A 21,833-nucleotide genomic window follows, 5' to 3' on the forward strand; every position below is an offset into this window, starting at 1 on the left:
ATGTCCCGGTCAGCAAAACCCCAAAATGGCCGCCGCCGCTTTCTGCGCGATATGGTTCGCGCAGCGGGCGGGCTGGCCGTCGTTGGCGTGGCGCTGGGGTTGCAACAACAAACCGCACGCGCAACCGGCGTGCGGTTGCGCCCGCCAGGTGCACTGAGCGAGGAGGCATTTGCCAGCGCTTGCGTACGTTGCGGTCAGTGCGTTCAGGCATGTCCGTATGACACGCTGAAGCTGGCGACGCTGGCCTCCGGGCTGGCGGCTGGTACGCCATATTTCATTGCCCGTGATATTCCCTGCGAAATGTGTGAGGACATTCCATGCGCCAAAGTCTGCCCCAGCGGCGCGTTGGACAGAGAAATTGAATCCATTGACGATTCGCGTATGGGGCTGGCGGTACTGCTGGATCACGAAAACTGCCTCAACTATCAGGGATTACGCTGTGACGTTTGCTATCGCGAGTGCCCGAAAATCGATGAGGCGATCACCCTGGAGCTGGACCGTAACATGCGTACCGGCAAGCATGCGCGGTTTATTCCTACCGTGCACAGCGATGCCTGTACCGGCTGTGGGAAATGCGAAAAAGTCTGCGTACTGGAGCAGCCAGCAATAAAAGTGCTGCCGTTGTCGCTGGCGAAAGGGGAGTTAGGACACCATTACCGCTTCGGTTGGCTGGAGGGGAACAATGGCAAATCGTAAACGTGATGCCGGGCGTGAAGCGCAGGCAAAAAAAGGATGGTGGAAGAGTCATCGTTGGCTGCTGCTGCGTCGTCTGAGTCAGTTTCTGATACTGGCGATGTTCCTTAGCGGCCCGTGGCTTGGTGTTTGGATTCTGCATGGCAACTACAGTAGCAGCCTGTTGCTGGACGCTATCCCGTTCACCGATCCGCTGATTACTCTGCAAAGCCTGGCCAGCGGGCATCTGCCAGCGACGGTGGCGTTAACGGGGGCAGCCATCATTACGGTGCTGTATGCCCTGGCCGGTAAGCGACTGTTTTGCAGTTGGGTTTGTCCTATGAACCCGGTCACCGATTTAGCCAGCTGGTTGCGCAGAAGGTTTGACCTGAATCAGTCTGCGACCCTGCCGCGCCATATACGGTACGTCCTGCTGGTGGTCATTCTGGTTGGTTCAGCGCTGACTGGTACGCTGCTGTGGGAGTGGATAAACCCGGTTTCTTTGCTGGGACGTAGCCTGGTAATGGGATTCGGTAGCGGAGCGTTGCTGATCCTCGCGCTGTTTTTATTTGATTTACTGGTCGTTGAGCATGGCTGGTGCGGGCATCTCTGCCCACTGGGTGCGCTGTATAGCGTGGTGGGAAGTAAAGGTGCATTAACCGTTTCGGCAAAAGAACGTAACAGATGTAACCGCTGTATGGATTGTTTTCATGTTTGCCCGGAACCGCATGTGCTACGTGCGCCGGTGCTGGATGAGCAAAGTCCGGTGCAGGTAACCAGTCGCGATTGCATGGCCTGCGGTCGCTGTGTGGATGTCTGTTCTGAGGATGTTTTTACAATAACAACACGATGGAGTTCGGGAGCGAAATCATGAAAAGCCATGACCTGATTAAAGCGCTGAGTCAATGGATGGCCGCGCTGGCCTTGCTAGTCAGTGGGGCAGTTTGGGCTGCAAACGGAGTGGATCTGAGCCAGTCACCGGAAGTCTCAGGAACACAGGAAGGGGCGATTCGCATGCCGAAAGAGCAAGTGCGTATGCCGCTGAACTATGTGAATCAGCCGCCGATGGTTCCGCACAGCGTTGAAGGATATCAGGTGACGACTAACACCAACCGCTGCCTGCAATGCCACGGTGTGGAAAGCTATCGTACCACCGGTGCGCCGCGCATCAGTCCGACGCACTTTATGGATAGCGACGGCAAGGTATTGGCTGAAGTCGCGCCGCGTCGTTATTTCTGTCTGCAATGTCACGTTCCGCAGGCTGACGCCGCGCCGATTGTTGAAAATACCTTCACCCCCTCGAAAGGTTACGGGAAATAAGAGGTCATTATGGAAAATTCTAACCGTAAACCAGGCTGGATTAAGCGCGTCTGGCAATGGTGGCGTCGCCCCAGCCGTCTGGCGCTCGGCACGCTGTTGTTAATCGGCTTTGTGGGCGGCATTATTTTCTGGGGCGGCTTTAATACCGGTATGGAAAAGGCCAATACAGAAGAGTTCTGCATTAGCTGTCACGAAATGCGCAATACGGTGTACCAGGAATACATGGAAACCGTACACTACAACAACCGCAGTGGTGTGCGAGCGACTTGCCCTGATTGCCATGTCCCACACGAGTGGGGCCCGAAAATGATCCGTAAGATCAAGGCCAGTAAAGAGCTGTACGCGAAAGCACTGGGGTTAATAGATACACCGCAGAAATTTGAAGATCATCGTTTAACGATGGCGCAAAATGAGTGGCGGCGTATGAAAGATAACAATTCGCAAGAGTGTCGAAACTGTCACAACTTCGAGTTTATGGATTTAACCGCCCAGAAAGGCGTCGCGGCCAAAATGCACGACCAGGCCGTGAAAGACGGGCAAACCTGTATTGACTGCCATAAAGGGATAGCGCACAAACTGCCTGATATGCGCGAAGTCAAACCGGGCTTTTAACAGGATGTAGATAACCAGGTATGCTTGAAGCCAGAGAATTACTTTGCGAGCGGGATGACAGAATACTGTTCAGCGAGTTGTCATTTCGCGTCAACGCAGGGGAATGGGTACAAATTACCGGCAGCAACGGCGCAGGGAAAACCACTCTGCTGCGGTTGCTTACCGGGCTGGCGCGTCCCGACGCAGGGGAGGTTTGCTGGCAAGAGCAACCGCTGCATCACGTGCGGGACAGCTACCATCAGCAACTACTGTGGATTGGACATCAGCCGGGGATAAAAACCCGGCTTTCGGCGTTGGAGAACCTGCGTTTCTTCCATCATGACGGCGACATCGCGCAGTGTCTGGCTGCGCTGGCGCAGGCGGGACTTGCCGGATATGAAGATATCCCAGTGAACCAACTTTCCGCCGGACAACAGCGGCGCGTGGCGCTGGCCCGTTTGTGGCTGACCCGCGCCCGACTGTGGATCCTCGATGAACCCTTTACCGCCATTGATGTTAACGGCGTTGAGCGACTGACTCAGCGTATGGCGCAGCATACGGAGCAGGGCGGTATTGTTATTCTCACCACCCACCAACCGCTCAATGTTGAAACCGATAAAGTGCGACGTATTGCGCTGACCAGTGAGAGGGCAACGCAATGATGTGGCGAATCTTTCGTTTAGAACTGCGAGTTGCGTTTCGTCATAGTGCGGAAATTGCTAATCCTTTATGGTTCTTCCTGATTGTTATTACGCTGTTCCCCCTGAGTATTGGGCCGGAGCCACAGCTGCTGGCGCGCATAGCGCCGGGCATCATCTGGGTTGCGGCGCTACTGGCGTCATTGCTGGCGCTGGAACGGCTATTTCGTGATGACTTACAGGATGGCAGCCTTGAGCAACTGATGCTGCTGCCGTTACCGCTACCGGCCGTGGTGCTGGCGAAAGTGATGGCGCACTGGGTCGTGACAGGTCTGCCGCTGCTGATCCTCTCGCCGCTGGTGGCGCTGTTGCTGGGCATGGATATGTACGGCTGGAAAATTATGGCGCTGACCTTGTTACTCGGAACGCCGACGCTGGGTTTTCTCGGCGCGCCGGGCGTAGGGTTGACGGTGGGCTTAAAGCGCGGCGGCGTGCTGTTAAGCGTGCTGGTACTTCCGCTCACCATACCCTTACTGATTTTTGCGACCGCCGCGATGGATGCGGCTTCTATGCACTTACCGGTTGAAGGGTACATGGCGATTCTGGGTGCGTTGCTGGTCGGCAGCGCCACGTTAAGCCCGTTTGCCACAGCCGCGGCGTTACGGATAAGCGTGCAGTAACGAGAATTAGATGTGCAGGCCGGGCAAGGCGCTCCGGCACAACGGATTTTAATTTATGGAGTCTGGTGACTGAACTATGTGGAAAACACTTCATCAATTGGCGATGCCCCCTCGGCTCTATCAGATCTGTGGCTGGTTTATCCCGTGGCTGGCGATTGCCAGCGCGGTGGTACTGATAACGGGATGGGTCTGGGGCTTTGGTTTTGCGCCTGCAGACTATCAGCAGGGGCAGAGCTATCGCATTATTTATCTGCACGTTCCGGCGGCAATCTGGTCGATGGGCATTTACGCCTCGATGGCCGTTGCCGCGTTTATCGGCCTGGTCTGGCAGATGAAAATGGCCAATCTGGCGCTGGCTGCGATGGCGCCGATTGGTGCAGTGTTTACCTTTATTGCGCTGGTGACAGGTTCCGCATGGGGCAAACCGATGTGGGGAACCTGGTGGGTTTGGGATGCCCGACTCACCTCTGAACTGGTGCTGCTGTTTCTCTACGTTGGCGCCATTGCGCTGTGGCATGCCTTTGATGACCGCCGTCTGGCAGGTCGTGCCGCCGGTATTCTGGTGCTGATTGGCGTGGTCAACTTACCGATTATCCACTACTCGGTTGAGTGGTGGAATACGCTGCATCAGGGTTCTACCCGCATGCAGCAAAGCATAGATCCGGCGATGCGTACGCCGCTGCGTCTGGCGATCGTCGGCTACCTGTTACTGTTTGTCACGCTGGCGCTGATGCGCATGCGTAACCTGATTTTGATGATGGAAAAACGCCGCCCGTGGGTGAGCGAACTGATCTTAAAAAGAGGCCGCCAATGACCCCTGCATTTGCATCATGGAGTGATTTTTTCGCGATGGGCGGCTACGCCTTGTATGTCTGGCTTGCCGTAGCGATGAGCGTTATCCCGCTGGTGGTGCTGGTAGTGCATTCCACGTTACAGCATCGCGCAATTTTACGCGGTGTAGCGCAGCAGCGGGCGAGAGAAGCACGTATGCGTGCGGCGCAAGTGCAACGGGAGGCGGCGTGAATATTCGACGTAAAAATCGGTTATGGATAGCCTGTGCGGTACTGGCGGGTCTGGCTTTGACCATTACGCTGGTGCTTTATGCGCTGCGTTCCAATATTGACCTGTTCTATACGCCGGGAGAGATACTCTACGGTAAGCGCGAAACGCAGCAGATGCCTGAAGTCGGTCAGCGTCTGCGCGTGGGCGGTATGGTGATGCCCGGTAGCGTAAAGCGCGATCCGCAGTCATTAAAGGTGAATTTCAGCATCTATGACGCCGAAGGTGTGGTGGATGTAACCTATGAAGGTATTCTGCCGGATCTGTTCCGCGAAGGGCAGGGTGTTGTTGTTCAGGGCGAACTGGACGAGGGAAATCATGTACAGGCCAAAGAGGTTCTGGCCAAACATGATGAAAATTACACCCCGCCAGAAGTTGAAAAAGCGATGCAGGAAAACCATCGTCGTCCGGAAAGCGTGTATAAGGATAAAACGTCATGATGCCTGAAATTGGCAATGCGCTGTTGTGCCTTGCGCTAGGCGTGGCGTTACTGCTGTCGGTCTATCCGCTGTGGGGCGTAGCGCGCGGCGATGTACGGATGATGGCTTCCGCGCGGCCCTTTGCCTGGGTGTTGTTTATCTGTGTGATGGGCGCGTTCCTGATTCTGGTCAACGCCTTCGTGGTTAATGACTTTACCGTCACCTACGTTGCCAGCAACTCCAATACCCAGCTTCCGGTCTGGTATCGGGTGGCAGCAACCTGGGGCGCGCATGAAGGCTCTCTGCTGCTGTGGGTACTGTTGATGAGCGGCTGGACGTTCGCCGTTGCGGCATTCAGCCAGCGTATGCCGCTGGACATCGTCGCCCGCGTGCTGGCGGTGATGGGGATGGTCAGCGTTGGCTTTCTGCTGTTTATTCTGTTTACCTCCAATCCATTTGCCCGTACGTTGCCCAACTTCCCTATTGAAGGGCGCGACCTGAACCCGCTGTTGCAGGATCCGGGGCTGATTTTCCATCCGCCGTTGCTGTACATGGGGTATGTCGGTTTCTCCGTGGCCTTTGCGTTTGCGATTGCCGCGTTGATGAGTGGCCGACTGGACAGTACCTTCGCCCGTTTTTCGCGTCCGTGGACGCTGGCGGCGTGGGTGTTCCTGACGCTGGGTATTGTGCTCGGTTCCGCCTGGGCCTATTACGAGCTGGGCTGGGGCGGCTGGTGGTTCTGGGATCCAGTTGAAAATGCCTCGTTTATGCCATGGCTGGTGGGAACGGCGCTGATGCACTCGTTGTCGGTCACCGAACAGCGTGCCAGCTTTAAAGCCTGGACGCTGCTGCTGTCAATCTGCGCATTCTCGCTTTGCCTGTTGGGGACTTTCCTGGTGCGCTCCGGCGTGCTGGTGTCGGTGCATGCTTTTGCCTCCGATCCGTCGCGCGGGATGTTTATTCTGGCCTTTATGGTATTAGTGATTGGCGGCTCCCTGCTGCTGTTTGCGGTTCGCGGTCACAAGGTCCGCTCACGGGTAAACAACGCGCTGTGGTCGCGTGAATCTCTGCTGTTGGGCAACAACGTTCTGCTTATTGCCGCCATGCTGGTGGTGCTATTGGGTACGCTGCTGCCGTTGGTGCACAAACAGCTGGGGCTGGGCAGCATTTCGATTGGCGAGCCGTTCTTCAACACCATGTTTACCTGGCTGATGGCACCGTTCGCGCTGTTGCTGGGAATAGGGCCATTAGTGCGCTGGGGCCGTGACCGACCGCGTAAACTGAAAACGTTACTGATTATCGCGTTTGTCACCACGCTTGTTATATCGCTGCTGCTGCCGTGGCTGTTTGAGGATCGCATTGCCGCTATGACGGTGGTGGGTCTGGCGATGGCATGCTGGATATTCGTGCTGGCGGTGTCCGAAGCGTTCCTGCGAGTTTCCCGCGGAACGAAGTTAACACCAAGCTATTGGGGCATGGTGTCGGGCCACGTTGGGCTGGCGATTACTATTGTCGGTATTGCCTTTAGCCAGAACTACAGTGTTGAACGCGATGTGCGCATGAAGGCAGGTGATAGCGTCAGTATCCATAACTATCAGTTCACGTTCCGCGAAGTGAAAGATATTACCGGACCTAACTACCGGGGCGGTGTCGCCATTATTGGCGTTACCCGAGATGGTAAACCAGAAGCTACGCTGCATGCGGAAAAACGCTTCTATAACAGCACCAGTTCGATGATGACTGAAGCGGCAATTGACGGCGGATTCACACGCGATCTGTACGCTGCGCTGGGTGAAGAACTGGATAACGGCGCATGGGCTGTGCGTCTGTACTACAAACCGTTTATTCGCTGGATTTGGGCCGGAGGATTGCTGATGGCGCTGGGCGGATTGTTCTGCCTGTTTGATCCACGCTATCGTCAGCGCACGCGTCCTCGCGCCGCGGTGCAAAAAAATGCGTCGGAGGCTGTATGAAGCGCAACGCACTGTTAATTCCGTTTATTATTTTTCTGATCATTGCGGCGGCGCTGCTGTGGCAGCTGGCGCGTAACGCTCAGGGGGACGATCCCACTAATCTGGAGTCGGCGCTGATCGGCAAACCCGTTCCGACATTCCGCCTCGAATCGCTGGAAAATCCGGGGCAGCATTATCAGGCCGATGTGCTGACCCAGGGCAAACCGGTACTGCTGAACGTCTGGGCGACCTGGTGTCCGACCTGTCGCGCCGAACATCAGTACCTGAATCAGCTGTCTGCGCAGGGCGTGCGGGTAGTGGGGCTGAACTATAAAGACGATCGTCAGAAAGCCATTGTCTGGCTGAAAGAGCTGGGCAATCCTTACTCATTAAGCCTGTTTGACGGCGACGGTATGCTTGGTCTGGATCTTGGCGTGTACGGTGCGCCGGAGACGTTCCTGATCGACGGGAAAGGTATTATTCGCTATCGCCATGCCGGCGATTTGAATGCCAGGGTGTGGGAGAGCGAGATCAAACCGTTGTGGGATAAGTACAGTAGGGAGGCTGCGCAATGAGATTTTTACTGGGCCTGCTGATGCTGGTTATCTCGGGATCCGCCCTTGCGACCATCGATGTGATGCAGTTTAAGGATGAAGCGCAGGAGCAGCAGTTCCGTCAGCTTACCGAACAGTTGCGCTGTCCTAAATGTCAGAACAACAGTATTGCCGATTCTAACTCGATGATTGCCACCGACCTGCGTCAGAAAGTGTACGAACTGATGCAGGAAGGAAAAAGTCAGAAAGAGATTGTCGACTACATGGTGGCCCGCTACGGCAATTTCGTCACTTACGATCCGCCGTTGACGCCGCTTACTGTACTTTTGTGGGTGATGCCGGTGGTTGCGATTGGTCTGGGTGGCTGGATTATTTTCGCCCGTACTCGCCGACGTGTCCGGGTAAAACAGGAAGAGTTTCCTGATGACGTTATCCCGGATGGCAAGCGCGGTGGGTTCGGGTTGTTTGTGCCCGGCATCGTGGTGGCGCTGGGGGTTGGCGCAGTGAGCTATTATGAAACCGGCAACTATAAGCAGGTTCAGATCTGGCAACAGGCCACCGCTCAGGCACCTATGCTGTTGGAGCGGGCGTTGGATCCAAAAGCTGATCCGCTCAATGAAGAAGATATGACGCGTCTGGCGTTGGGTTTGCGCACTCGCTTACAAGCCGATCCTGCCAACGTTGAAGGTTGGATCATGCTTGGGCGCATTGGCATGGTACTTGGTAACGCCAGTACGGCCACTGAAGCCTATGCCAATGCTTATCGACTGGATCCGAAAAACAGCGATGCTGCGCTGGGCTATGCGGAAGCGCTGACCCGTTCTTCCGATCCTGACGATAACCGTCGGGGAGGGGAGCTGCTACGCCAGTTGGTACGCGGCGAACATGCCAACGTGCGGGTTCTCAGCATGTATGCGTTTAACGCTTTTGAACAGCAGCGCTTTGGCGAGGCGGTTGCGGCATGGGAGATGATGCTGAAATTATTACCGGCCAATGATACCCGTCGGGCGGTGATAGAACGCAGCATTAAGCAGGCGATGGAGCAGCTAACGCCGCAGGAGAAGTAAGAGTGGAAGATGCCGGATGGCGACGCAAAGCGTCTTATCCGGCCTACTGATGCACGTGACTTGTAGGCCCGATAAGCGTAGCGCTATCGGGCAATATCTGATTACTGCATGCCGCGTGTTTGTAAAAATAGAATGGTGGCAGCTACACGAGAACGCACGTTGAGTTTGCGCAGCAGATTGCGAATATGCACCTTCACCGTCTGTTCAGAAATATTCAGCACTGATGCAATCTGTTTGTTCGACAGCCCCTGAGCAAGTTCATGTAACACATCCAGTTCGCGTTCGGTGAGAACGCTGAATGGGTCTTCCTGAGCGCCAAACAGGTCGCGCTCGCGCAAATATTCGCTGACGCGGGTACTAAAGGCTTTACCACCTTTGGCACCACTGCGAATAGCCTCCAGCAGGACTTCAGGATCGCTGTCTTTAAGTAAATAACCATCCGCGCCGGCATCAATTAGAGCGTACACATCGTTGGCGGCATCCGATACGGTAAGAATAATAATTTGCGCGGTGACGCCATCCCGACGCAGCGCATTCAGGGTATCCAGTCCGCTCATCCCTTTCATATTGAGATCCAGTAGGATCACATCAAGGTCCAGGCGGTTTGCCAGGTCGATAGCGCTGGCACCATCACCCGCTTCCGCGACTACGTTAAAGGCGGGATCAAGTTGCAATAATTGACTAATTCCTCGCCGCATCAGTGGGTGGTCGTCAACAATCAGCACCCGAAAAGGCGTTGCTTCAGGCATACTATTCTCCTGAGTTTTTATTAGTATCATTATTGTTTTCAGCGCATCAATCGTCCAGATTCATCACGCTGATGAGAGGATAAATTTTACCCCAATTTGTGCATGGGTAAGTAGTAAAACCTGTACTGAAAGCCGTAGTAATACTCAGGAATGATGAATCTCAGACATAAAAAACCAGCCCTAAGGTTGTTTTTTCGGGGATTTTTGGTCGGCACGAGAGGATTTGAACCTCCTACCCCCGACACCCCATGACACCGCTTATGAAACACTGAGAGCCGCGCCATTGCTGGTTCTAATTGCTATTTGCATGTGTAAACAAACAGTGCTTTTATGCCAAAATCTGCTCTATATACATCAATAGGTTAGGGGACGTTTCTCCCATGTTGTTTAGATGCTTTAGATCAGATTAGACCTTTATGTTTCTAAAAAGGAGCTTAATAACATTGAAACTATAACCTTCCTTATAACAAAGTCATGTCTGGAAATGGTGCATTTGGTGGGTTAGCAAGCACTTTACCAATGGCATTTAAGACGGGAATCAAGGTATAGATAATATTTGAGTCTTTTGGAACACCATAGATGAATTCTTGGAATTCATAACGCTTATCAACAAAGTAGTTCCTAATAGTGTCAAGGAATTGCAATAGATCCGTAGCGGTCTGGATCGTGTTACATGTTTGCAAAATCTCTTGTGTGACACATTTTTTTTGTGTGTCGCTAAGTGCATTGAAAAGCTTTTTTAAGTTGTGCGTTTTATGTTCTTCAAGAAGATCTAGGCGTGAATGCCAATTAGTCACGCGGTTTTCATCATCGAATTCAGCTTTTGTAGCCTGGCCATTTTCGATGGTGAAATCGTAAGGCGCAGGAATTCTTTTGACCAAGAATGCTTTAAAATAAAGCTCAATCGCTAAAGTTGCGTTGGTATAAAGGACATTCCGTCTAACATCGTGTACGTCTAGATAGCCATTATTAAGGCTATTTACCACTTCACGAAATGCATTGGCTGTATTGGCAATTTGCTGCGGTTCAACAAAGATTGTTGAGTCAAGACCGGGATTTTCGTAAATTTTAGACTTACGTTTAGACATTTAACTTTAGCTCCGTGTGAAAAAAAGTCAATATCATCATATATATGCACTTCCCTTAATATAGTGATGTCGGTCTTAAACGACGCAGATCATCGTTGAGAAGTAAATATTGATATGTACACTGTCTACTCCCTGCACCATAAATTAAATTTAGTTATGTGTGATAGCCTTACTCAGACTTGGTCTGAGTAACATAAATGAGTGGCTCACAACTTTTAACCGGCTCTAATTTCCCCATGTGGGTTGAGACGCTGGGGTCCCTGCCTGATAATGTTGTATCAATGGCTCCCGAAGGGGGATACGTTAAATGGGACGGCACACAATAGGTTCATGATGCAGAGGCGGAAAAAGCATTTTTTCAGGGACAGGCTGCGCAGGAAAAAGCAAAACAATGCCGGGGCTGGTTAGAATCGGCATTGTTCATACCTCAATTAAAAATTATTTACCTATAAGAGAGACCTTTAATCTTCTTAATAAAGTAATTAAATCTTTTCTTCCGAATAGTTTAAATAGATTAAACCAGCGGTTCTTACCCAGGTAATTTAGTTTTATTAATTTAGGGTTGTAATGATAGCACATTATAAAAACACCCTGATCGTCATCAACTATATTATTTCTGAGTGTTTTTATTTGACACTGACAAACCAGTTTGTAAAACTCTTTCCATTTCTTTTGTGTTGCTACAATTGCCCCACCAATAATATAGGAACGATTGTTAATCATGTGGTCAAAAACCTGATGGATAGTTTTGACGGTCAAACCTTTTTTAACTGTAAAGAAATTTACTTTGTTGCGGTCAAAAGGATAGTCCCATCGAGATAACCCTCTGGTTACGTCTGCACTACGACAGTAACCAAAGTCAACCCATGCAACCATATCATCATTCACAAGATTTAACTCTATAGCTCTGTTTACAAAATATGTTTTTAGATTGCAAACCAGTGCATAGTCTGGGGACCAGTATTCGGGATTTATCAACTGGCGAGTTTCAAGTTTGCTAATGAACTCATTATCTTTTTGAATTCGTGCAATTCTTTTTTTTATGCTTTGAAATTTCTTATTAATATCTAAAGCCACTACAACAGTGTTTTTCCCATTTCTAATTGCTTCAATTTTGGGTTTAAGTTCACTGGATGTAAAAATGACCATGTCATTATCCAATTTAGACAGATTTTCAAAGTACTGAATATAGGTATCAGCTGTTCTCTCTAAGTGAGGAGAGAAACCTTTATTACTCGTCCAGTCTCCTCGTCCTATATCGAAAAATGCTGTAACAATGGTAATAGAAGAGTTCATTTTTAAGCAATCCGTGTTTTATACCTATCCAATAACTACAAGAATGTTGAATACATATTTTTTGATATCAGTCACATGGAAACATTCTATCAGTATCAACATGAGGCGGGAAGGATCATGTGATATTAAAACTGATAAGCAACGGATATACAAAATAACTGGTTGTTGCAAAGGATTGTTCAATGGTGAATAATTTTCATTGATATTATTTTTTTTGAAATTGTCGTTTTGTTCCAATATATGATAACCATAGGTTACTGAATCATATTAAGCAGTGTTCCTTTGCCGATATTTGGCGTAATAACGGAAATCATTAAAGATGACCTGGCTGGCCAATTGATGGTGAACTGTAACAAGAGTTGCCGCAACCACACCGTATGCAAGAGCATGATTGCGGCCGACTGGCGAACGTTCGATAGTGCGAGTATTGAATGATTGCCAGTCACGGCGGATTGTACTTAAGCAATATGACGGTTCAAGGCGTTTAATCTGAAACTAGCCACATATCAGCCTCTTCAAACATTTCCTGAACAGTACGGCTTATCTGCTCCTTCTCATGTTTGCTGGCGTCAGTGTTGATCGCCGGTAGTGTCATCATCGGTTTAACCCGAACATCAGCATCGGGGAAGATCCGCTGAACCCTCATTCGTCAATTCTCCCAGAATGATATCTTTTGCTCCGGGCAAACCATCAAAATTCCTTTTGTCATAAACGAGTTCCACGAACATTGCTTGTAGCCTTTTGCTGGATGTATATACAGTATTTATACTGTGTTTTTATCCGGTATTCAAGAGGGGTTAATTGATGCCACCACACAGCGGTTTGTCCAGGAACTGAGCAAGGTTAACTGGAACTGGACGATGAAGCAGCCTAACGAATGGATCGAGTAGTATGTGACAACATTCCGCGATGTATCAACGCAGGAAGGGGAGAACCGTACCTTTCAGCTGTTCAATCCAAACGGAGGACTATAGCCATGGGCTTCCCTTCACCTGTCAATGATTACGTTGAAACAAGGATCTCCCTCGATCAGCAGCTAATCAGCCAGCCCGCAGCGACTTATTTCATACGGGCATCGCGTTCACATTTCAGGGAAGGGATAATCCAGGGGGCGCTACTTGTTGTGGATGCGTCGCTTTCAGCCTGTGATGGTTCGCTGCTGATATGCGCGATAGATGGGGAATTCAGGATCAAGTGATACCGAACTCACCCTCAGCCCCACCTGATAAATCTGGAGAACGGGAGAAGGGAAGCGCTGTCAGAAGATGGTGATGGCTACAATTCCTCACACGCAATATTTGGAGTTATCACGTACATCATTAATGATGCCAGGAACGCGGAGCGCTCAGAAAACAGGCATAAAAAAACCAGCCGTAACAGGCTGGTTTTTCGAGGATTTTTGGTCGGCACGAGAGGATTTGAACCTCCGACCCCCGACACCCCATGACGGTGCGCTACCAGGCTGCGCTACGTGCCGACGCTATGGCTGCTAATACTACTGCTTTCCGCTACGAATGCAAGAGCATGTCTCGCTAACTGATTTATAATTAATCAGTTAGCAATAAATCGCTTCTCATCCGTCAGAACCTGTAACAGCAGACTTAGCTGCGGTTTCTGATCTTTTATTTTCTCGCCGCGCAAATTATAGGTCTGATAATTACCGTTGTTGTTCAGCACCAGCGTCATCTCGGGTGTGGTAACGGCCATCGTGCTGCCGTCAGCGGCAGTAACCCAGTAATGGCGGCGGGTTGCATTGAACAGATCCTGCCCCTGCGAGTATTCGTTAGCAGGTGTACTGACGTGCAGCAGGCGCTGCATCAGCGTTGTCATCAGGTCCGTATGATCGGTCAGACTATTGATGCGCTGTGCAGGCGTTCCCGGCCAGTGAATTACCAGAGGAACCTGCAGATGGCCTCGCGACCAGGCAAAGTTGTTCTCTTCCTGCGTCAGCGGCACGCCCCGACCTGCGGTAATAATCACCACCGTGTTGTTCAGTTTGCCGGAGTCGCGCAGGGCGCTCAGAATGCGGTTGATGTTGGCATCCACATCCTGAGCGGCGCTGGCATAGCGTTTGGCAAAGTTCTTCTGGTTGCTGTCATCAAGGTTGGTCCCGTTAAAGGAGACCCACGAGAACCAGCGGTTATCTTCCTGCGCGTAGCGTCCCAGCCAGTTAATCCACTGGCTTGCGGTTTGGTCGTCAGATTGCGTCTGCACGCTTGGCATGGAGAAATCTGACAGTAGCGCCTGGCGATAAAGCGGGCTGGTAAAGCCATCCGAAGAGAATAGCCCTAACTGATAGCCCTGCTGGTTCAGCGCGGAAATCAACGCCGCAGGCGTTCGGGTCGATAAAATCCCATCCATGTAGCTTGGTGAGACGCCGTAAAACAGGCCAAAAATCCCGTTATCCGTGGTGTTGCCAGTGCTCATGTGACGCGTAAAGGAGATATTCTGCCCGGCGAATTCAGCCAGCGCAGGCATCTGCTTTTCAAAGCGTGAATAGTTCAGGCCGTCGACGGTGATCAGCAGGACGTTCTGGCCGGTGCCCATATCGCGATAACGCAGTTCGCTCAGCGGGTACTGCACAGAAACTGCTTCCGGATTCCCCTGCTCGATCAGGCGACGCTGATACTCTTGCGCATCCAGCAGACCATGTTTTTCCAGGAACTTACGCGCCGTCATCGGGTAGGAGAGCGGCAGATTCGCGCGCTGCATGGTAATCGGGCGATAGAAATTGGCATCCGCCCAGATATACACCACGTGCGAGGCGATAAAGCAAATGAAGAAGAATGCGGCTAACGGTTTGGCGAAGTGGCGACGACGCGTCAGGCTACGCAGCTTTTGCCAACTCCAGGTCGCAAACAGCATTTCAATTAACAGAATCACTGGCACGCTGATAAACATCAGTTGCCAGTCACGCGCCGCTTCATTCTGGTCAGGGTTGATGACCAGTTCCCAGACGATCGGGTTGAGGTGCAAATGGAAGCGGGTGAAAACTTCGCTGTCGATTAGCAACAGCGTCATGCCCACTGTCGCCAGAATAGCTGATAAGAATCGCATCAGCCTCTGGGACATGACGATAAACGTCAGGGGAAACAGGATTAGCAGATAGGTGGCAAACACCAGAAAACTAAAATGTCCGACCAGGCTTACATAGGAATAAATACGACCTGCAAGCGTTGTCGGCCAGTCGGCGACAAACAGGTAACGGCTACCGAGTACCACGGCCAACAGAATGTTGAACAAGGCAAACCAGTGCCCCCAGCTAACCATCTGGGAGACTTTCTCACGGTAGCGCTGACGATGAGTTACCATAAACTGTTGTTCGTTTCCCCGGAGCAGGCTCTTAATGCGCTTGGTCGTCGTTTACCGAAGACTGCAATGCGCGGGCAAAAGAGTTGGCAATCGCCTGGCGCTGGGCCGGTGCGATGCTTGTATTGATAAGGTTAGTCACCATATTTCCCAGTACCATCAGGGAAAGGTCGGTCGGCGCCTTATGTTTTTCCAGTACGTTGAGCATCTCATTCAGCAGTTGTTCAACGTGTTCGTCACTATAGCGGGAAATTTGTGGCATAAATCGAAATCAGTCTGTTCATGAAAGGGCAACATATTACCGTACAGACAGTTTTTTTTCTGCTTTTTTATCTTCTATTGCGTCACTGCCCGGCAGGTGGTTGAATACCGCCCGGTCTAAAAGGAGAGTTTATCATGAGTCTGGATATCAACCAGATTGCCCTGCACCAGCTTATCAAACGTGACGAGCAGAACCTTGAGCTGGTCTTGCGCGATTCATTACTGGAACCGACAGCGACGGTTGTCGATATGATGGCTGAGCTGCATCGGGTATATAGCGCCAAGAATAAAGCTTATGGCCTGTTTAGCGAAGAGAGTGAACTGGCACAAACGCTGCGTTTACAGCGTCAGGGCGAAGAGGATTTTCTGGCATTTAGTCGTGCCGCGACCGGACGCTTGCGGGACGAGCTGGCGAAATATCCTTTTGCCGACGGCGGCATTGTCCTGTTCTGCCATTACCGCTATCTGGCGGTAGAGTATCTGTTGGTCGCCGTGCTGAACAATTTAAGCAGCATGCGCGTCAATGAAAATCTGGATATCAATCCGACGCACTATCTGGACATCAATCATGCGGATATCGTGGCGCGTATTGATTTAACCGAATGGGAAACCAATCCGGAGTCCACGCGCTATCTGACGTTCCTGAAAGGGCGGGTAGGGCGCAAAGTCGCCGATTTCTTTATGGATTTCCTCGGTGCCAGCGAAGGTCTGAATGCCAAAGCGCAAAACCGTGGCCTGCTGCAGGCGGTCGATGACTTTACTGCCGAGGCGCAGCTCGATAAAGCTGAACGCCAGAACGTGCGTCAGCAGGTGTACAGCTACTGCAACGAACAGCTACAAGCCGGTGAAGAGATCGAGCTGGAGTCGCTGTCCAAAGAGCTTTCCGGCGTCAGTGAAGTTAGCTTCAGCGAATTTACCGCTGATAAAGGCTACGAGCTGGAAGAGAGTTTCCCGGCGGATCGCAGTACGCTGCGTCAGTTAACCAAATTTGCCGGAAGCGGCGGTGGGTTAACCATCAACTTCGACGCCATGCTACTGGGTGAACGTATTTTCTGGGATCCGGCTACAGATACTTTGACCATCAAAGGTACGCCGCCGAACCTGCGCGACCAGCTGCAGCGTCGCACGTCGGGCGGGAAATAAAACCGTTTGCCGGGTGAGAGCGTAAACGCCTTATCCGGTCGACGAGAACCATCAGTATCGATTACAAAATCCCATAAAAAAACCCCGCCTTGGCGGGGTTTTTCTTCAACTTGTTTGCGATTACGCGCGAACGAAGTCGATGTGAGACAGCTTCGGCTTGAACGGGTGACGCTGTACAGCCTGAGCTTTAACTTTAACTTCTTTACCGTCAACAACGATGGTCAGAACTTCGCTGTAGAATTCAGCTTTAGCTTGCATGTTCATAACTGCATCGTGATCCAGTTCGATAGCAATCGGGGCTTCTGCGCCACCGTAGATGATTGCCGGGAACTTGTTAGCGGCACGCAGGCGGCGGCTCGCACCCTTACCCTGCTCTTTACGTACTTCAGCGTTGATAGTAAACATTTAAATCTCTCTTTAATAATTCCTGCTACAGGCGACCCAGCAACAGGTAAGTGATCTGCTTTGCGTATGCAAAAGCGGGCGAGATTCTATACTCAAACGGCTGGTACATCAATCAAAAGTACGATTAACCGCGTAATTCATGTGCCCGACGAAAGCGTCCTTCATAATCGAAGACCTTTTCACGGACCTGCCAGTACTGACCTTTCATGCGCGCGACCACGAAATCAGGATGACGTAACAGCGCCTGCTGGGCGAGGATATCGGCGGCGGTTATCCAGCGTAAGGGAATGCCAGGCGTTCGGGTGTGCGGGCGAATAAACAGTTGCTCGAAGGCTGTACGCTGCGCGGGAGTGTGCAGACGAAAGCGCTCGCTAACGTCGGCGCCATCTTCATCGTAATAGGTAATTTTCAGCCATTCGCCTTTTTCATCTTGGCCATTTTGTAACACCATCCCACTACAGCGCAGGACCAGCGCATCTTTAAGCCTGAGCGCGGCTTTCAGCATGTCATCCGGGTCAACCAGTACCGCGTCGCACTCCCTACAACGGCGGGCGGCGATGTCATTTTCCGCGTTGCACTGCGGGCAGTTTTTAAAACGGAAACGAAAATCGCACTGTTCGCGATGGCCGTCATCATCTTCAAACCATCCCTGACAGCGGCGGCCAAAGTGCTCAATCAGCGTGCCGTCGGCCGTTGTTTTGCCCCAGAAGGTGTTGGCAAAGCCGCAGGCAGGACAGAACACCTGTACTGGAACGTTGTCGCTTTTCCCTTTCGGCGCACCAACTTCCGGCGCGTACAGGTCGTGCGGGTTACCAGCGTAATCGAGGATCAGACAGTCGGTTTTACCCGGCGCCAGGCGCAGCCCACGACCGACAATTTGTTGGTAAAGGCTAACTGACTCGGTCGGGCGCAGAATGGCGATAAGGTCGACGTGCGGGGCATCGAAGCCAGTGGTCAGGACCGACACATTCACCAGATAGCGAAAACGTTGGGCTTTGAACTCTTCAATCAGCACGTCGCGTTCGGCGCCAGGCGTGTCTCCGGTGATAAGTGCGGCGTTGTCAGCAGGCAGCAGACCCAGAATTTCTTTGGCGTGTTCAACTGTGGCGGCGAAAATCATCACCCCTTTACGCGTCTGGGCAAACTCGACAATCTGGCTGATGATATGCGGCGTTATTCGCTGCTGCTTTTTCAGTTCCTGATTCAGGTCCGCTTCGCTAAACAGGCCGTTACTTTGTGCCTGCAGGCGGCTGAAGTCATATTGCACTACCGGCATGTCGAGGCGTTCTGGCGGTGTCAGGTAGCCGTGTTTAATCATGTAGCGCAGCGGTAATTCATAAATGCAGTCGCGAAACAGTGCTTTTTCATCGCCGCGCACCATTCCGTGATAATGAAAATGATAAATCCAGCCTTTGCCCAAACGAAAAGGTGTGGCGGTAAGTCCGAGCAGGCGTAAGTGAGGATTTACTTTGGTCAGGTGAGTGAGGATTTGCTGATACTGACTCTCTTCATCATCGCCAATGCGATGGCATTCATCGACGATAAGCAGGGAGAATTCTCCCTGAAAGGCGTCCAGATTACGCGCTACCGACTGTACGCTGCCAAATACCACTTTTCCGTGGCTCTCTTTACGCTTCAGGCCTGCGGCAAAAATATCGGCTTCCAGCCCCAGCGCACAATATTTCGCATGGTTTTGTGCGACCAGTTCTTTGACGTGCGCCAGTACCAGTACGCGACCACGCGCTACGCGGGCCAGCTCGGCAATCACCAGACTTTTGCCCGCGCCGGTTGGCAGGACGATAACCGCCGGGGTGCGGTGGTGGCGAAAATGGTTGAGCGTGGCGTCCACGGCTTCTTTTTGGTACGGGCGAAGAGTAAAAATCATGGGCTCACTAAAATAAACAATAACAAGGAGTAGTATGCCATGAATCATTTCTCTTGAGGGATGGTATAACGCCGCTATACTGGGCGGATAACGGTCCCACTTTTCGGGCGTAAACCCGATTCTCGTATTTTTACAGGCAAAATCACACACATGCGACTTGATAAATTTATCGCTCAGCAACTCGGCGTCAGCCGCGCTATTGCCGGGCGTGAGATCCGTGCTAACCGCGTTACCGTCGACGGTGAAATCGTCAGAAATAGCGCTTTTAAGCTGCTGCCAGAACACGACGTAGAATATGACGGTAATTCCCTGGTTCAACAAAATGGCCCGCGCTATTTTATGCTGAATAAGCCTCAGGGTTATGTTTGCTCAACGGATGATCCCGATCACCCGACGGTGCTCTATTTCCTTGATGAACCGGTTGCCTACAAACTGCATGCGGCAGGGCGTCTGGATATCGACACCACTGGACTGGTGCTGATGACCGATGACGGACAGTGGTCGCATCGCATCACCTCTCCTCGTCACCATTGTGAGAAAACCTATCTGGTGACGCTGGAGTCGCCAGTGGCAGATGATACCGCCGAACAGTTTGCCCATGGCGTACAGTTGCACAATGAGAAAGACCTGACCAAACCGGCCTTGCTGGAAGTGATTACGCCAACTCAGGTGCGTTTGACCATCAGCGAAGGGCGCTATCATCAGGTTAAACGTATGTTTGCCGCAGTGGGTAACCACGTTGTGGAACTGCACCGTGAACGGATTGGTGACATCAGGCTTGATGAGGATCTGGCGCCAGGTGAATACCGTCCTTTGACTGAAGAAGAAATCGCCAGCGTTAACTTAACCCCGCGTTAATTTCAGGAGCTAAATGTGACCACCCGGCAGAACTCGTCAATTGCCATTGTCTTTATCCTTGGCTTGTTAGCCATGTTGATGCCGTTGTCGATTGATATGTATCTTCCGGCGCTGCCTGTTATCTCTGAACAGTTTGGTGTGCCAGCAGGTAGCGCGCAGATGACCCTCAGTACCTATATTCTGGGGTTCGCAGTGGGGCAACTGTTCTATGGGCCAATGGCAGACAGCCTTGGACGCAAGCCAGTGATCCTGGGCGGGACGCTGGTGTTTGCGGCGGCGGCTGTGGCCTGCGCACTGGCGCAAACCATCGATCAACTGATCGTGATGCGTTTCTTCCACGGCCTGGCTGCTGCTGCAGCGAGCGTGGTTATCAACGCCCTGATGCGTGATATCTATCCGAAAGAAGAGTTTTCGCGCATGATGTCATTCGTCATGCTGGTCACGACAATTGCGCCATTAATGGCACCGATTATCGGTGGCTGGGTGCTGGTATGGCTGAGCTGGCACTATATCTTTTGGATCCTCGCCATGGCGGCTATTCTGGCGTCGGTGATGATCCTTACACTGATCAAAGAGACTCTGCCGGTAGAGCGTCGCCAGCCGTTTCGCCTGCGTACTACTATTGGCAACTTTGCCTCGCTGTTTCGTCATAAACGTGTGCTGAGCTATATGCTGGCCAGCGGATTCAGTTTTGCCGGGATGTTCTCGTTTTTGAGCGCCGGACCCTTTGTCTACATTGAGATCAACCACGTTTCACCGCAACATTTCGGTTATTACTTCGCACTGAACATCGTATTCCTGTTCGTGATGACTATTATCAACAGCCGCTTTGTGCGTCGGGTTGGGGCATTGAATATGTTCCGTACTGGTCTGTGGATCCAGTTCGTGATGGCTGGCTGGATGGTCTTTAGCACACTGTTTGGGTTGGGGTTCTGGGCTCTGGTCGTGGGCGTTGCGGCGTTTGTTGGCTGTGTGTCGATGGTGTCATCTAACGCTATGGCGGTTATTCTGGATGAGTTTCCACATATGGCAGGAACGGCGTCATCGCTGGCAGGGACATTCCGCTTCGGCATTGGTGCCATCGTTGGGGCGCTGTTGTCTCTGGCGACCTTTAACTCGGCCTGGCCAATGATATGGTCGATTGCATTTTGCGCTACCTGTTCAATTCTCTTCTGTCTTTACGCCAGTCGCGCCCAAAAACGGTGATCTATTACACATCCTGGGGGCCATAAGGCCTCCAGAGTTGATATACATCAACCGCAAATCTATCAGTTCCCCTGGTTATGTTTATTTTATGTAAAATCAATTTATGTAAAAAGTCACATCATTGTAGTTAAAAAGGTTGAGTTAGATCGCAGAAACGAGTACATATAGCCCGGAAATATGCCGGAACCATTGAATAATTTTAATTACCTGGTTCGGAAAGCGGCATAAAGACAGGGTGTAAACGTTTACCAACTGTCTGAAGACGTATTGTCAATGATGTGTTAATATTGATGTAAAATAATTGTGAAGTGATTGTGCTTCCAGGGAAAGAAAGTGATGACATTACAACTCTCAATCGTTCATCGTCTGCCGCAGAGCTATCGTTGGTCGGTGGGTTTCGCAGGTTCAAAGGTTGAACCGATTCCGCAAAACGGTCAGAGCAATGAGAACAGCCTGGTGGCGCTCAAATTGCTCAGCCCTGATGGTGACAGCGCATGGTCAGTCATGCATAAGCTCAGCCAGGCCCTTAGCGACATTGAGGTTCCTTGTTCCGTACTGGAATGCGAAGGGGAGCCGTGCCTGTTTGTGAATCGCCAGGATGAATTTGCCGCGACCTGCAGACTGAAAAACTTCGGCGTGGCCATCGCAGAGCCGTTTTCAAATAACAATCCGTTTTGAGCG

Annotated in this window: 23 protein-coding genes, 1 tRNA gene and 3 pseudogenes; 18 read left to right on the forward strand and 9 right to left on the reverse strand. The window is 51.5% G+C overall.

Annotated features, from left to right (window positions below; translation table 11 throughout):
* The 12 genes from napG to OGV98_RS05420 all read left to right on the forward strand — a co-directional run bounded on the left by napG (position 1) and on the right by OGV98_RS05420 (position 8,952).
* Entirely contained in the window at positions 1–696 is a 696-nt protein-coding gene (napG, locus tag OGV98_RS05365) for a ferredoxin-type protein NapG (protein ID WP_003027555.1), read from the forward strand.
* Positions 683–1,546: a quinol dehydrogenase ferredoxin subunit NapH gene (gene napH, locus OGV98_RS05370; protein WP_003027552.1), complete on the forward strand. Its 864-nt coding sequence runs from the start codon at positions 683–685 to the stop codon at positions 1,544–1,546. The genes napG and napH overlap by 14 nt, the downstream gene beginning before the upstream one ends.
* Complete coding sequence (gene napB, locus OGV98_RS05375; protein ID WP_003839442.1) at positions 1,543–1,992, forward strand: nitrate reductase cytochrome c-type subunit; 450 nt, start codon at positions 1,543–1,545, stop codon at positions 1,990–1,992. The genes napH and napB overlap by 4 nt, the downstream gene beginning before the upstream one ends.
* 9 nt (positions 1,993–2,001) lie before the next feature.
* Positions 2,002–2,604: a cytochrome c-type protein NapC gene (gene napC, locus OGV98_RS05380; protein ID WP_003027548.1), complete on the forward strand. Its 603-nt coding sequence runs from the start codon at positions 2,002–2,004 to the stop codon at positions 2,602–2,604.
* A gap of 20 nt (positions 2,605–2,624) precedes the next feature.
* A complete protein-coding gene (ccmA, locus tag OGV98_RS05385; RefSeq protein WP_003027545.1) occupies positions 2,625–3,245 on the forward strand; it encodes a cytochrome c biogenesis heme-transporting ATPase CcmA in 621 nt (206 codons plus the stop codon).
* A complete protein-coding gene (ccmB, locus tag OGV98_RS05390; RefSeq protein ID WP_003027542.1) occupies positions 3,242–3,901 on the forward strand; it encodes a heme exporter protein CcmB in 660 nt (219 codons plus the stop codon). The genes ccmA and ccmB overlap by 4 nt, the downstream gene beginning before the upstream one ends.
* A gap of 76 nt (positions 3,902–3,977) precedes the next feature.
* Positions 3,978–4,715, forward strand: a complete 738-nt coding sequence (locus tag OGV98_RS05395) for a heme ABC transporter permease (RefSeq protein WP_003027538.1) — start codon at positions 3,978–3,980, stop codon at positions 4,713–4,715.
* Positions 4,712–4,924 carry a heme exporter protein CcmD gene (gene ccmD, locus OGV98_RS05400; protein WP_003027536.1) on the forward strand — a complete coding sequence of 71 codons (213 nt, stop codon included), beginning with the start codon at positions 4,712–4,714 and terminating at the stop codon, positions 4,922–4,924. The genes OGV98_RS05395 and ccmD overlap by 4 nt, the downstream gene beginning before the upstream one ends.
* Entirely contained in the window at positions 4,921–5,400 is a 480-nt protein-coding gene (ccmE, locus tag OGV98_RS05405; RefSeq protein ID WP_003834619.1) for a cytochrome c maturation protein CcmE, read from the forward strand. The genes ccmD and ccmE overlap by 4 nt, the downstream gene beginning before the upstream one ends.
* On the forward strand, positions 5,397–7,352 hold the full coding sequence (locus OGV98_RS05410; RefSeq protein WP_057101386.1) for a heme lyase CcmF/NrfE family subunit: 1,956 nt from the start codon (positions 5,397–5,399) through the stop codon (positions 7,350–7,352). Before ccmE ends, OGV98_RS05410 begins: the two co-directional genes overlap by 4 nt.
* Positions 7,349–7,906, forward strand: a complete 558-nt coding sequence (dsbE, locus tag OGV98_RS05415; RefSeq protein WP_286551074.1) for a thiol:disulfide interchange protein DsbE — start codon at positions 7,349–7,351, stop codon at positions 7,904–7,906. The genes OGV98_RS05410 and dsbE overlap by 4 nt, the downstream gene beginning before the upstream one ends.
* Positions 7,903–8,952 carry a cytochrome c-type biogenesis protein CcmH gene (locus tag OGV98_RS05420; RefSeq protein ID WP_202581148.1) on the forward strand — a complete coding sequence of 350 codons (1,050 nt, stop codon included), beginning with the start codon at positions 7,903–7,905 and terminating at the stop codon, positions 8,950–8,952. Before dsbE ends, OGV98_RS05420 begins: the two co-directional genes overlap by 4 nt.
* Before the next feature lie 101 nt (positions 8,953–9,053).
* On the opposite strand, the gene narP is transcribed toward OGV98_RS05420, so the two are convergent.
* The 4 genes and pseudogenes from narP to OGV98_RS05440 all read right to left on the reverse strand — a co-directional run bounded on the left by narP (position 9,054) and on the right by OGV98_RS05440 (position 12,813).
* Entirely contained in the window at positions 9,054–9,701 is a 648-nt protein-coding gene (narP, locus tag OGV98_RS05425) for a nitrate/nitrite response regulator protein NarP (RefSeq protein ID WP_003027518.1), read from the reverse strand.
* A 461-nt stretch (positions 9,702–10,162) separates the two neighbouring features.
* Positions 10,163–10,789 carry a hypothetical protein gene (locus OGV98_RS05430; protein WP_003840038.1) on the reverse strand — a complete coding sequence of 209 codons (627 nt, stop codon included), beginning with the start codon at positions 10,787–10,789 and terminating at the stop codon, positions 10,163–10,165.
* Between the two features lie 438 nt (positions 10,790–11,227).
* Positions 11,228–12,085 (reverse strand): protein YibB, encoded by an 858-nt coding sequence (gene yibB / locus OGV98_RS05435; RefSeq protein ID WP_003840041.1) that lies wholly within the window; start codon positions 12,083–12,085, stop codon positions 11,228–11,230.
* 484 nt (positions 12,086–12,569) lie between these two features.
* Positions 12,570–12,813 (reverse strand): annotated as a pseudogene (locus OGV98_RS05440) (DinI family protein).
* A 24-nt stretch (positions 12,814–12,837) separates the two neighbouring features.
* On the opposite strand from OGV98_RS05440, the pseudogene OGV98_RS23590 reads away from it, so the two are divergent.
* Positions 12,838–13,059: pseudogene (locus OGV98_RS23590) on the forward strand (DNA polymerase V).
* A 2-nt stretch (positions 13,060–13,061) separates the two neighbouring features.
* A pseudogene (locus OGV98_RS05445) lies at positions 13,062–13,427 on the forward strand (HumD family translesion DNA polymerase); the annotation flags it as partial.
* Between the two features lie 58 nt (positions 13,428–13,485).
* On the opposite strand, the gene OGV98_RS05450 reads toward OGV98_RS05445, so the two are convergent.
* The 3 genes from OGV98_RS05450 to OGV98_RS05460 form a co-directional block, all read right to left on the reverse strand.
* Positions 13,486–13,562, reverse strand: a tRNA-Pro gene (locus OGV98_RS05450).
* A gap of 74 nt (positions 13,563–13,636) precedes the next feature.
* Entirely contained in the window at positions 13,637–15,397 is a 1,761-nt protein-coding gene (gene yejM / locus OGV98_RS05455) for an LPS biosynthesis-modulating metalloenzyme YejM (protein WP_202581149.1), read from the reverse strand.
* A 31-nt stretch (positions 15,398–15,428) separates the two neighbouring features.
* The gene (locus tag OGV98_RS05460) at positions 15,429–15,656 is read right to left on the reverse strand and encodes a YejL family protein (RefSeq protein ID WP_003027506.1); all 228 of its coding nucleotides are present in this window, start codon (positions 15,654–15,656) and stop codon (positions 15,429–15,431) included.
* Positions 15,657–15,790: 134 nt separating this feature from the next.
* On the opposite strand from OGV98_RS05460, the gene yejK reads away from it, so the two are divergent.
* Positions 15,791–16,798: a nucleoid-associated protein YejK gene (gene yejK, locus OGV98_RS05465; RefSeq protein WP_003027504.1), complete on the forward strand. Its 1,008-nt coding sequence runs from the start codon at positions 15,791–15,793 to the stop codon at positions 16,796–16,798.
* A 120-nt stretch (positions 16,799–16,918) separates the two neighbouring features.
* Here yejK and rplY read toward each other — a convergent pair whose 3' ends face one another.
* Positions 16,919–17,203 carry a 50S ribosomal protein L25 gene (gene rplY, locus OGV98_RS05470; RefSeq protein ID WP_003027502.1) on the reverse strand — a complete coding sequence of 95 codons (285 nt, stop codon included), beginning with the start codon at positions 17,201–17,203 and terminating at the stop codon, positions 16,919–16,921.
* Between the two features lie 124 nt (positions 17,204–17,327).
* Complete coding sequence (gene radD / locus OGV98_RS05475) at positions 17,328–19,088, reverse strand: DNA repair helicase RadD (protein WP_202581150.1); 1,761 nt, start codon at positions 19,086–19,088, stop codon at positions 17,328–17,330.
* Between the two features lie 150 nt (positions 19,089–19,238).
* On the opposite strand from radD, the gene rsuA reads away from it, so the two are divergent.
* The 3 genes from rsuA (at position 19,239) to OGV98_RS05490 (ending at position 21,830) form a co-directional block, all read left to right on the forward strand.
* Positions 19,239–19,946 (forward strand): 16S rRNA pseudouridine(516) synthase RsuA, encoded by a 708-nt coding sequence (gene rsuA / locus OGV98_RS05480; protein ID WP_044711485.1) that lies wholly within the window; start codon positions 19,239–19,241, stop codon positions 19,944–19,946.
* 15 nt (positions 19,947–19,961) lie between these two features.
* A complete protein-coding gene (locus tag OGV98_RS05485; RefSeq protein ID WP_003027494.1) occupies positions 19,962–21,152 on the forward strand; it encodes a Bcr/CflA family multidrug efflux MFS transporter in 1,191 nt (396 codons plus the stop codon).
* 333 nt (positions 21,153–21,485) lie between these two features.
* Positions 21,486–21,830, forward strand: coding sequence for a YejG family protein (locus tag OGV98_RS05490; protein WP_085951589.1), 345 nt, complete (start codon positions 21,486–21,488; stop codon positions 21,828–21,830).
* Positions 21,831–21,833: the final 3 nt, after the last annotated feature.

The organism is Citrobacter sp. Cf136 (genome assembly GCF_030333815.1).
GTDB lineage: Bacteria > Pseudomonadota > Gammaproteobacteria > Enterobacterales > Enterobacteriaceae > Citrobacter > Citrobacter freundii.

Bases quoted from the DNA above. Each gene is read 5' to 3' on its own strand.
- OGV98_RS05410 (WP_057101386.1), top strand. From the start codon at position 5,397: ATGATGCCTGAAATTGGCAATGCGCTGTTGTGCCTTGCGCTAGGCGTG.
- yejK (WP_003027504.1), top strand. From the start codon at position 15,791: ATGAGTCTGGATATCAACCAGATTGCCCTGCACCAGCTTATCAAACGT.
- ccmB (WP_003027542.1), top strand. From the start codon at position 3,242: ATGATGTGGCGAATCTTTCGTTTAGAACTGCGAGTTGCGTTTCGTCAT.
- dsbE (WP_286551074.1), top strand. From the start codon at position 7,349: ATGAAGCGCAACGCACTGTTAATTCCGTTTATTATTTTTCTGATCATT.
- yejM (WP_202581149.1), bottom strand. From the start codon at position 15,397: ATGGTAACTCATCGTCAGCGCTACCGTGAGAAAGTCTCCCAGATGGTT.
- rplY (WP_003027502.1), bottom strand. From the start codon at position 17,203: ATGTTTACTATCAACGCTGAAGTACGTAAAGAGCAGGGTAAGGGTGCG.
- napC (WP_003027548.1), top strand. From the start codon at position 2,002: ATGGAAAATTCTAACCGTAAACCAGGCTGGATTAAGCGCGTCTGGCAA.
- OGV98_RS05395 (WP_003027538.1), top strand. From the start codon at position 3,978: ATGTGGAAAACACTTCATCAATTGGCGATGCCCCCTCGGCTCTATCAG.
- yibB (WP_003840041.1), bottom strand. From the start codon at position 12,085: ATGAACTCTTCTATTACCATTGTTACAGCATTTTTCGATATAGGACGA.
- ccmA (WP_003027545.1), top strand. From the start codon at position 2,625: ATGCTTGAAGCCAGAGAATTACTTTGCGAGCGGGATGACAGAATACTG.
- ccmD (WP_003027536.1), top strand. From the start codon at position 4,712: ATGACCCCTGCATTTGCATCATGGAGTGATTTTTTCGCGATGGGCGGC.
- radD (WP_202581150.1), bottom strand. From the start codon at position 19,088: ATGATTTTTACTCTTCGCCCGTACCAAAAAGAAGCCGTGGACGCCACG.
- narP (WP_003027518.1), bottom strand. From the start codon at position 9,701: ATGCCTGAAGCAACGCCTTTTCGGGTGCTGATTGTTGACGACCACCCA.
- OGV98_RS05420 (WP_202581148.1), top strand. From the start codon at position 7,903: ATGAGATTTTTACTGGGCCTGCTGATGCTGGTTATCTCGGGATCCGCC.
- OGV98_RS05460 (WP_003027506.1), bottom strand. From the start codon at position 15,656: ATGCCACAAATTTCCCGCTATAGTGACGAACACGTTGAACAACTGCTG.
- napB (WP_003839442.1), top strand. From the start codon at position 1,543: ATGAAAAGCCATGACCTGATTAAAGCGCTGAGTCAATGGATGGCCGCG.
- rsuA (WP_044711485.1), top strand. From the start codon at position 19,239: ATGCGACTTGATAAATTTATCGCTCAGCAACTCGGCGTCAGCCGCGCT.
- napG (WP_003027555.1), top strand. From the start codon at position 1: ATGTCCCGGTCAGCAAAACCCCAAAATGGCCGCCGCCGCTTTCTGCGC.
- OGV98_RS05430 (WP_003840038.1), bottom strand. From the start codon at position 10,789: ATGTCTAAACGTAAGTCTAAAATTTACGAAAATCCCGGTCTTGACTCA.
- napH (WP_003027552.1), top strand. From the start codon at position 683: ATGGCAAATCGTAAACGTGATGCCGGGCGTGAAGCGCAGGCAAAAAAA.